The following is a 10,956-nucleotide window of genomic DNA, read 5'->3' on the forward strand; positions in this document are numbered from 1 at the left end:
AAGGTATGAGAATACTGTCAACAAATACCGATGGACAGTCGGAATTTCAAGCTTGGGGAGAAACTGTAAGACTCGTTGGTACTTGTACCGAAAAGCGGGTTTCTGTGAATCAAGAATCCTCCGTCACAGCCTCAGCTTGGCGGCGGGAGTGTCAATCCTACTATACCGCCGATGTTTTTAGTGATCGCATTTTTGGCGGTAATCCCCTGGCGGTTTTTCCGGAAGCATCTGGATTAACCCACACCCAGATGCAAAAAATCGCCGCCGAATTTAACTTATCGGAGACAGTCTTCGTTTTTCCGCCAGAAACGCCCCAAGGCACTAAAAAAGTCCGGATCTTCACCCCCAGTACCGAATTACCCTTTGCAGGGCATCCTACCGTCGGCACAGCCTATATTTTAGCCCTAATCGGTGCTATTCCCCCCCACCAAGAAACCACGATTTATCTGGAGGAAGGAGTCGGTTTAGTACCAGTGAAAATTCTCATGGAGGGGGAAAAACCGGTCTATAGTGAGTTAAAAGTGGCACAATTGCCGGAATTAGTGGCAGATATTTATGCTATCGATGATTTAGCGGCGATTCTTTCCCTCAGCGTTGCCGATTTCTTACCCGGTTATCCCCCCCGCGCCTTTTCCTGTGGCCTTCCTTTTTTATTCATCCCCGTCAAAAATCGAGATATTTTAGGGAAAATAAAACTAAATCTAACTCTCTGGTCATCATTATTAGGCCAATCCCCCGCTAATTCCCTTTTTGTCTGCTGTTTTGACCCAGAATCACCCCAATCTCGTCTCTATGGCCGAATGTTTGCCCCCGGTTTGGGAGTTATGGAAGATCCCGCCACCGGTTCGGCTGTGGCCGCTTTAGCGGGCTATCTAGGAGGGTTAGAATCTTCTAGGGAAGGGATGAATCAATGGACGATAATTCAAGGGGTGGAAATGGGCAGACCCAGCATTATACAATTAAAGTTTCAGAAAAATAACTGGGAAATTACGGAAGTTTCTGTGGGTGGTGCATCAGTTCTAGTCTGCCAAGGCAAGATGATAATTCCCGATGGGGAAACAAAAAGCGATATAAAAAGGTCATTGTGATAGCAATCACTGAAGTTAGTAAAAAGGAGATGAACAATCTTAAAACATTAAGCATTGCAAGGATCAATCTCCGTTTTGTGGGATGGATAAGAATAAATTTGACAGGGTATAGGGAAAAATATAAAATTTCTAGAGGGATAACCAAGAACGAGTTTATACCTTGTTTTTCTGAGAAAACCTGTCAGAGTCAATGGAATGTCTATAGCTAAAGCCTATTAAAATTAATCATTATGCTTACCTCTTATCAGGAACTACAAAAAGAACTTAGTTTGTCCTTACAAGACTTAAATAGTTTTGCCGACAAATTCCAAGAAAGTTATGATATCATTGTCTCACCCAACGAGGTTAACGAGCGGCACGGGGTGGGCGTTCTTTTAAAGAGAAATTTTCCCGATACTAGCCGGATAGTTTCCCTGCGAACCACTAATCTCTACGAAGGAGATCAAGATTTTGGCGTTCAGAATTTTTGCCTAGATGTGCGCGGTTGTTCCTACGGGGAAATTTTAGTAAAAATTCAAAGTTTATTGGTTTATTTAAAACCGAAAAGAGTTTTAGTAATCCCATATTTTACCGAAGATTTTTATGTAGGGGCGGCAATTAAATCTCTCTTTCAGGTCCCCGTTTGTACCTACCTGATGGATGATCAGAACGTCTATGTTAATGCCGTCGAAGATGAAGCAGTTCAGAAATTACTCGATAGCAGCGATCTAATTTTAGGGATTTCTCTGCCCTTGTGCCAAGTCTATGAAAAAAAATACAGGCAGAAAATCTGGTTTATCCCTCCCGTGGTCGAAAGCTATCTGTTTCCCCCTGAAATTGTCATGCCTGATCTGATGGGGCGAGGCATTTTAATTGGTAATATTTGGTCTCAGAATTGGTTAGAAAAACTACGTCAGTTATGTCGGGAATCCCAAATAAAAATTGATTGGTATGGTAATCCCAATCGTCAATGGCTGCAATTCCAAGAGGAAGAATTAGCGCAGGATGGAATTTTCTTTCAAGGCTACTGTCCCCAGGCTGACCTAATTAACCGCCTACGTCAAGCTCCTTTCGCCCTTGTTCCCACTGGCAGTTCCGCAGAAGAACAGGATCGGCCGGAAATAGCCTATTTGAGCTTACCTTCCCGCATCCCTTTCATTGTCGCTGCTGCTAACACCCCCATTCTGGTGGTCGGACAGAAAGATAGTGCCGCCGCTAAATTTGTGCAAGATTTTGACCTCGGTTCTGTCTGTGATTACGCATCCGCAAGTTTTTTAACAGAAATTGCCAAACTCCGTACCCATAGCTATCAGCTAAAACTTCGTCAGGCTAGTCGTCAATTAGCCACCAGTTTAAAAGCTGACCATTTTGACGATTGGCTCTGGCGATCACTAGAACAGGGACAACCCATCGATAATCGCTTTGCCACCTTCCAGAACCACTGCGTCTGTGGCAGTGTTGTCATTACTGCCTGTGAAGTCAATCAGCAGCACGGCACTGGGCCATTAGTAAAAAGAATCTTTCCTGATAATCGTCAAGTTATTTCCATACGCTCCGCTAATCACTACGGTGGGGAACAGAATTTTGGGGCGTTCAGTCTGGTGCTTGATCACCGGGAACTATCGCGACCGGAAATCTTTCAATCTGTACTCAAAACTCTCGCACACAACCAGATTGAGAGCGTTTTTTGTGTCCCTTACTACGCCAGCAACTTGCTAACAGCGATCGCTATTAAGGAATTATTTAACGTTCCCCTTGCCACCTACATCATGGACGATCAGAATATCTGCGTTCAGGAGATTCCCGATGCTTTGATGAAAGAGTTTTTAAGCAAATGTTCCGTTCGTTTTGCCACCCATCCCGAACTCCGCGACGCTTACGAGAATAAGTACGGCTACAAATTTTGGCTCCTACCGGCGATCGTTCCCCACCGTCTAATTAGTAGTGAAGTTGCCGAAGTTTCTCCCCAACGCTGTCAAGAAAAATGGGGAGCTTTATTAGGAAGCATTTGGAGTCCCCAATGGTTCCAATCTCTTTTAGAGAGTATTCAAGGGGCAGGAATTAAACTAGATTGGTATGGCAATTCTAACTATTATTGGCTCAAAGAATCTGCCGCAGAATTAGAAAAATGGGGACTTTATAGCCAAGGACTTTATCCCGAAGAACAACTAGGACAACAACTACAAGCATATCCCTTTGTTATTGTTCCCACCGGAACCATGGACGAAAGAGATGATCGGACACAATTGTCTCGCCTTAGTTTACCCGGCCGGATTATTTTTAACCTCGCCACTGCTAACACCCCGATAATTCTTTTAGGCAGTAATAAAACCTCGGCGGCTAACTTTATTAATCGCTTTCAAATCGGTGTGGTTTGTGATTATACACCTGAAAGTTTGGCAGCAGCCGTGGATTATGTTCTTGACCCAGAAAATCAGCAGAGAATGCGAGAAAATGCCGTTAAGGTAGCGGCAAAATTCTCGGATAAAGGGATCAATCAATGGGTGCGGCAGTCCCTAGAAAAGGAACAAGCGGCCGATGACAGATTTGAAGCGATTTTACCTCGATCGCCGATCGATTTAGTTCACTTTATTGAACCCCCCGTTCCCGCAATTATTTATAAAGATTATGCTCAAGTCTATCAAGTGATGCGACGTTTGCGAGGGCAAAAATATCGGCCAGATTTTGTGGTTGATGTGGGAGCTTCCCACGGTATTTGGTCTCATACCGCTAGTCAATTATTCCCTGAAGCTCGCTTTATCCTCATCGATCCGCTAATCTCAAAATACGAGCAATCGGCCAGAAATTACTATATCTGTAATATTCCTAAAGCGGAATTACTAGAAATTGCCATCTCTAATCAAGCTGGTCAGTTAAGTTTTCAGGTTTCCCCCGATTTATACGGAAGTTCCTTGCTCACTCCCGCCGATTTTAGAAACTATGAAACGATTACAGTGGCGGTAAAAACCCTCGATCAGGTGGCGACAGATGAGCAAATTTCTGGCAGAGGAATATTAAAATTAGACGTGCAATGTGCCGAGCATATCGTCTTAGAAGGAGCCAAAGAATTTATCGCTCAGGTGGATTTAGTCGTTGCTGAACTCTCCTTTATTCGCTATGATCAGAACGCTCTCGTCTTCAATGAAATGCTTAATCTTTTGGATCAGCTTGGTTTCCGTTATTATGACGAAACTGGCGAATGGAGATCTCCCATTGATGGCACACTCCTCCAAAAGGAAGTGGTTTTTATTCGTCAGGATTTGTTAGTTCCCGAAACTAGCCGCAAAATTGAAAATTCTCCCAGTCAAGCTTAAGACAATTTACCTAATCACTAGCCAAAATGATCAAGAAATTATTAGCCAAAAATAAAATAGTTCAGCGAGTTAAAGCGGTCAAAGATTTATTTCTAGAAAAACTTGATTCACTCAGTCATGTCCAACTTGAACAAATCCAAAAACTGGAAAAACTGGAGAAACTTAATCAGCTTGATCCCTTAGATTTTAAGGTTGAGCAACTTAATAACTCCACGGAGCAAATCCGACAAGAAAATGCAGAAACCAAGCGAAAGGCTGATTTATCACTGGAAAATCAAGCTTTTTTGCTGAAGTTTTCCGTAGATATAATTAAAAATATGCAAGTATTGACGGAAAAACTCCAGACAAATCACAGCGAATCTCAAAAACAGCACCAATTAACTCTCGATACTTTCCAAAAAATAGCCAGCCAATCTCAAAAACAGCACCAATTAACTCTCGATACTTTCCAAAAAATAGCCAGCGGTGTGCGACAAGACTCCCAAAAACATAGTGATACAATTATCGATTCTTTCCAGAGAATTTATGAAGCTTACCAACAGCAAAGCGATGCTGTTTTTGGAACCATACAAAAAATACAAGAAAATCTCCAGCAAATTAGCGAAGATAACCGCCAAATCTTTGAAGATATTCACTCTCAAAAATACAAAGTCATTATCGATCAAAAATATTTTCAAGATTTAGACATCGAATTAATGACTTATTTATACTCCTATCTTCCCCATCGTCTTGCAGTAGATATTGGTGCTAATCGAGGCGATGTTTCTAGTCGTCTCCTACAAGCTGGTTATCAAGTTTATGCCTTTGAACCTTTTCCTGCTGTAATCGATAAGCTGAAAAATCGCCTCGGTGATCATCCTAACTTTCGGCTTTTTCCCTTTGCTCTCGGTTCCGAAAATCAAACTCAAGAACTGCATATAGCCACCGATGAAACCCCAGACAACACCTATCAAGATGCCAGCTTTTATAGCAGTCTAACCAAGCATTCTCTTTCCGAAGGTTTAGTATTTACCGATACTATTCCCGTTACTGTTAAAACCCTAGCCAGCCTCCACGATGCCGAGGAATTACCTAAAGATATTGGTTTGGTTAAAATTGACACAGAAGGCTTTGATTTAGAAGTAATCAAAGGTATGGGCAACTATCGTTATCCCGTGGTAGTTGCAGAATTTTGGGATAAAAATTTCCCCTTTGGTCGTTCGGGAGCGATGAATCAATTACCAGATTTAGTCAAGGCCATGAAAGAAAGAGATTATCATTGGCATCTAGTTATCTATCGTATTTGGGGCAGTTCCGACGTTAGTTATTACTGTAATTCTGCCTATTCCCTCGATAATTCTTGGGGCAATGTTTTCTTTTTCCAAGATTATCATGTCTTCCATCAAGCCTTACTTTGGTCTGCTTCCGTTATGCCAGCTACTTATTTTTCAGCCTAGAAACTTAGGCATCAATCATTTTTTTCACAAACTAACTAACTAGGTGAGTAATGATTATGAAAAAAAATATTTCCTTAACCAGTGAAATTTTGATTCTCATCGGTTTGGGAATCGCTTTTTTGCTAGTAGGCATATTCTTTGGACCTAGATTACAACCCGTGTGGATAGATGAAGTAGTATTGGCAGAACCAGCAGCTAATCTAGCTTTATACGACAGTTTTACCTCGGCTGCTTGGTATCATCAAAATGCTCAGGAATTCCATGTTAGCACTTCTTTTCTTTATACGGTTTTGCTGGCTTTATGGATAAAAGTTTTGGGATTTAGTATTGAAAAAGTTAGGCTTTTTAATTATGTGTTAATGCTTCTTAGCATCACTGTAATCTGGTTATTCATCAAGAAATTGCCTTTAATTAAGTTTTCTTGGCTAAGAATTATCCTAGTGGTTAGTTGTCTTTTGCCAGCAGGAATTACCTTTATTTATACATCGGGAAGGTACGACACTTCCTGCATTTTCTTATCAGCACTGGTTTTGGGGGCTTTTTTAATAAAAGATGCTAAAATTCGATGGTTTACTATGACAATTATTGGATTTTTCTTTCCCCTTTCTGGATTGTCAGCAGTGGTCTTTGCGACAATTTTTGGCGTTATCCTACTCCTTTTCAACTTTCAGAGATTTTGGCGGGAATTTGTCGCTCTAAGTGGGGGATTTATTTTAGGAATATTATTTCTTTATGCACTTTACTCAACCAATGGTGTTTGGGATGATTTTGTTAGTCTGACTTTGGGTCATAGTGTTGCCAATGCCAACCTTAACAGAAGTGTCATTGATATAATATTTTCCAGAGTGAGCAAACTTTTTGACCAGAAAGATTATCTGTGTGGTGGCTGCTTGCATCCGTCTTTTCCACCACTGTCACTACTGCTGATCATCTTGATATTTTATGAACTATTGACCAAATCTTTCCGGTGGCGTTCTCCTTCCTTTTTTGCTTTGATCACCGTTATTACCATACCAACTACTATGTGTTTTCTGGGGAAATATCCACTTTATTATAGTTGGATGTCGATGTTTCCCTTAATCATTTGTATCTGCTGGAGTTTTAATAATATTTTAGAAAAAAATAAGGGCAAAATTCAGACGACAATTATTAGTATAGCTTTTTTAGTTTTATTATTGTATGCCAACTTACTAGGACTACCTTCCCTAGCGCAAATTACCTTACAAAAATGGGAGAACAATGACTATACTAAAGTACAAAACTTTCTCAATAACAAAATTAATCCTCAGGATCACATCTATGCTGATTTTCAAACATTCTACGCCCTCAAGTCTCGGGCTAAACGAGTTTATTTCCCCCTTTATAATGGGCAGATGACACCAGAGGATAGGGATAATCTTTCATTAATTGTCATTGATCCTAGGGCCAGTGCTAGAGCATCTTGGAATCCCGGATTAGCAGAAATTGTTGGCGACTCACTCCCCCAGTGGTACGATACAGGAGAACAGTTAGATACAGGCACTTATGGGATGAAATTGTACCGAAAAAGATAAACCCGAAGTAATTCAAAGGATATGAACTCTGAAAAACTGCAATTAAGGTCTGATTACCAAAAAATGCTTGATGACTTAGATCCTCAAGTCCTCCAATTGGATCGACAGGTATTTAAACGACTACAAAACCTAGGTTACACCCCGAGGGTGATCTTTGATGTGGGTGCTTCTAATAGTGGCTGGTCCTATTATATCAAACAGGTGCTGCAGGAAGCTGAATTTTATCTCTTTGAACCCCTCATCGACTACAGCAGCGACTATCGGGAATTAATCTCAGAAATCCTGCGAGTCTATCCCTCCTTTCATCTGTATAAATACGCCCTCGGTGAAACCTCCGGCGAGGTGACGATGAATGTTTCCACGGACGTGGTGAGCAGTAGTCTCTTGCAGACTGGTGATGAGAGTCAACCCACCACTCCCATCTCGGTGCAAATGTTAACAATTGATGACGCAATTGCCCGACTTGGTTTACCCCATCCCCAAGTGATCAAAATTGATACCCAAGGCTCGGAGTTGTCTATACTGAAAGGGGCAGTTAAAACCCTAGCTAAAGTCGATGTTCTCTTTCTCGAATGCTGGCTCTATCGGGGCTATGGCCAAAAAACTCCCCTCTTAACCGAAATCGCCGATTGGTTATTATCTTTTAATTTTCGGCTTTGGGATGTGGCCGATGCCTATCGCGATCAAGCGGGAGTGCTAACCACATTAGATTGTATTTTTGTAAATACTCAAGCCGGTATTGCCCCGATTTGGTACTATGAGAACTAGAGTGGCTTGACTTTCCTAACCCGTCTAGTCTTGGCCGCGCGAGGGAAAAGAAGAACAGTCTATTTTCTTCCCAGATAGGCGATAGACCAAGTACCAAGTTGGAGAGCAAGGGACAGGATTTAACAGTCCTTACAATGACCATTTCGGGAAGGGAAAATTAGGACATGGTCGGGAGGGCTTTTCCTACCCCCAGTTTTTCCTGCGGGAAAAATTTACGGTCAAGCCTCCATCAGACCATCTAAGGAATAACTTTTTTATGCCCACAGGATTTCTACTTGCCCAAACGGGAAAAATTTGTTACACTTTGATCCGAGTAGCAGTTAGGGGTTCCTGGCCTCTGGACGGACTCAAATTATCAACCGTGAGGAGTTGAGGTTAAAAACATGGCCATAAGTTCACAAGTATACGCTTCGTTAAATATTCTTTATGCTACCCAAGCCCCGTCAGCCTCTGACATCAGTTTGTGGCAGACTAACCCTAGCTTGACATCCCTAAGCTGGGAACAAACGGTTCTCGTTTTCGCCAATTCCACTGCGGCCAAGCAGACCTATCCCATATTGCAGGCCCCTGGTGCCGCCACCGATGCTACCAGACGGCAGTACGTGCTACAGGTTTTTAACAACGCCTACGGCTTAAAAGAAGCCGATTTAAACGCCGCCGAGATTAACTACTGGGTTAATTGGCTCGGTCTCACCAATAATGGTGCCCCCGCTGACAGCGATGGCAACGGCATCCCCAATATTCTGGATTTTCCCATCGTCCTTAACCAGTACCAGTCCCCTGCAATTCAAAAAGCTCTAGCTAACCGGGCGCAAGCGGCCCTTGATTTCGCCCAGCAGTTCTTTGAGGCAGGTATTGCCACCTTCGATCAGGCTCTCTACGATACCTCTTGGAACGTTATCAGCACCGTAACAGCTGATCCAGCCTCAGTTGCAGCTGCCAAACTGCTTACCGCTCAAGCCGTGAAAGATACCATCGGTGGTGGCACAGGCACTACCTTCACCTTGCTAGATAATGGAGCCGTACTGACAGCTTCCGCTAACAGCAAAGTCGCTCCCGAAGGTAAGTTTCTCAGTACAGCCAATAATAAGGTTAGTGCTTTGACGTTCTTGAATAGTAGTTTCGTTCAAGACCCTAGCACCAGTGACAACGACGTACTGACCGCCCAGATTGTTAATCTTGTTGCTCCAAACATCGAAAACATCGAGACCATCCAATTCTCTGGCGCTGCTAATGCTATCGTCGAACTGGCAGGCATTAGCAAAGCCAAACAAGTAGAGGTGGTCAAAGGTGATTTAAAAATCAAAGATGCTAACAACTACGCCATCGATCTTGTGGCTGGTTACGCCAGCAATCTCACCCTAATTGAGACTGCACTAAATAAAGATCTCACCGTTAACCTGAACGGGACAACTGCCGGTGCCTCGATCGCGGCCACCTTATTGGATAAAAGCAAGGTCAACCTAGTGGTTAAGGCAGCCAGTGTCCTGTCTAACGTTAATACAGATGTGGCTACCCTTGCCCTCGATAACACCCAGAGCAGCTTCGTCATTACCGGGGACAAGAACCTAACCATTGACGGCAATATCATTGTATTTGATGGGACTAATCGACTGGATGCCACTGACTTTAGTGGGCAACTGACCCTGAATCTCGGCAAAGGCAGTACTATAACCCAGATTGTCGGCGGCAATGCCAATGACACCTTTACCTTGACGGCGAAAGTAAATCAGATTAATGGTGTTGCCCTCAATGGAGAAGATGGCAGTGACACCTTAACCGTTAAAGTTGGTCTGAGTCCTACTGCTCTTGATAAAGTTATCAACGTTGAGACAATTATCTTTAAAGAAGACACCGCCGCTGACACCAAAATCACCACTGTGGATACCCTTGTGGCAAGTGGTGCAACTCTAACTGTTGATGCTTCTTCCTTCACCACCAAAACCTTAACCTTTGATGGTGGTGATCCTGTTACTCGTGAAACCAATGGTTCCTTCAAGATTACTGGTGGTGCATTAGTCGATGTCCTGAAAGGCGGTGAAAAGAACGACACCCTTACTGGTGGCGGTGGTACTGATAACCTAACTGGTAACGGTGGTAACGACCAGTTCCTCTTGAATAAAGCCACTGCTGGTAATAACGTGAATATCACTGACTTCAGCATAGTAGCAAATAATAACGATGTGTTCGCCCTAAGTAATGCCGCCTTTGCAGGCGCTCCGGCAGTGGGAGCCGCCTTGACGGTTAGTGCTGTGGTAGGTGCAAGTAACAGTGCTAATACAATCCTCGTTGATACCCAGGCAAACCTTTTGACTACTAATGCTATTAACTACGGCAATGTGCGCTTTGCTTACGACACAACTAACAATAAGTTGTACTACGATGCTGATGGTGTTGCCTTCGGTGGCCCTAGTTCTATTCTTATTGCGACTACGAATGCGATCCCTGCGCCTGGTTTAAATGTCAGCAACTTTACTATCGTCGCTTAATTTCCAGTAACCAGACGAGTCAGAGTTGACTATTATAAAAGACCATCCTTTTTCAGGATGGTCTTTTTTCGTTCCAGGGTTCTACCTTGGAACGAAAAAGGGAGGGAGACCCTCCCTTCCCAGCTCCCCTGGTCCAGTCATAGTAGGTTAATTCATGAATTAACCCTACCCTTGATAAGGGGGGTGTCGATCCCCCCTTCCCCCCTTGATAAGCTATCCATTAGTCACATCTTTCTTAACATAAAATTTGACAAAAAGAGAAAAGTGTGCCAGATGGCTCAAGGGGGTTCTATGGGGGGACTAATTTGATGAGATAGTTTCCAAGTCTG

6 protein-coding genes are annotated in these 10,956 nt (G+C 43.0%); all 6 read left to right on the top strand.

Translation table 11 applies throughout. The features are described from left to right. The first annotated feature begins 5 nt into the window (after window positions 1-5). Entirely contained in the window at window positions 6-1,088 is a 1,083-nt protein-coding gene (locus EWV68_RS04255) for a PhzF family phenazine biosynthesis protein (RefSeq protein ID WP_287168933.1), read from the top strand. 230 nt (window positions 1,089-1,318) lie between these two features. Next, a complete protein-coding gene (locus tag EWV68_RS04260; protein WP_287168929.1) occupies window positions 1,319-4,381 on the top strand; it encodes an FkbM family methyltransferase in 3,063 nt (1,020 codons plus the stop codon). Between the two features lie 26 nt (window positions 4,382-4,407). After that, window positions 4,408-5,817 (top strand): FkbM family methyltransferase, encoded by a 1,410-nt coding sequence (locus tag EWV68_RS04265; RefSeq protein WP_287168930.1) that lies wholly within the window; start codon window positions 4,408-4,410, stop codon window positions 5,815-5,817. A gap of 56 nt (window positions 5,818-5,873) precedes the next feature. Then, a complete protein-coding gene (locus EWV68_RS04270) occupies window positions 5,874-7,370 on the top strand; it encodes a glycosyltransferase family protein (RefSeq protein ID WP_239698211.1) in 1,497 nt (498 codons plus the stop codon). A 21-nt stretch (window positions 7,371-7,391) separates the two neighbouring features. Continuing rightward, window positions 7,392-8,138, top strand: coding sequence for an FkbM family methyltransferase (locus EWV68_RS04275; RefSeq protein ID WP_287168931.1), 747 nt, complete (start codon window positions 7,392-7,394; stop codon window positions 8,136-8,138). Window positions 8,139-8,620: 482 nt separating this feature from the next. After that, complete coding sequence (locus EWV68_RS04280) at window positions 8,621-10,627, top strand: hemolysin (protein ID WP_287168932.1); 2,007 nt, start codon at window positions 8,621-8,623, stop codon at window positions 10,625-10,627. Window positions 10,628-10,956 lie beyond the last annotated feature (329 nt).

The organism is Microcystis sp. M_QC_C_20170808_M9Col (assembly GCF_007095495.1).
Taxonomy (GTDB): Bacteria; Cyanobacteriota; Cyanobacteriia; order Cyanobacteriales; family Microcystaceae; genus Microcystis; species Microcystis aeruginosa.

Coding starts and splice junctions, on each gene's coding strand:
- EWV68_RS04255 (WP_287168933.1), top strand. CDS start 6: ATGAGAATACTGTCAACAAATACCGATGGACAGTCGGAATTTCAAGCT.
- EWV68_RS04260 (WP_287168929.1), top strand. CDS start 1,319: ATGCTTACCTCTTATCAGGAACTACAAAAAGAACTTAGTTTGTCCTTA.
- EWV68_RS04265 (WP_287168930.1), top strand. CDS start 4,408: ATGATCAAGAAATTATTAGCCAAAAATAAAATAGTTCAGCGAGTTAAA.
- EWV68_RS04270 (WP_239698211.1), top strand. CDS start 5,874: ATGAAAAAAAATATTTCCTTAACCAGTGAAATTTTGATTCTCATCGGT.
- EWV68_RS04275 (WP_287168931.1), top strand. CDS start 7,392: ATGAACTCTGAAAAACTGCAATTAAGGTCTGATTACCAAAAAATGCTT.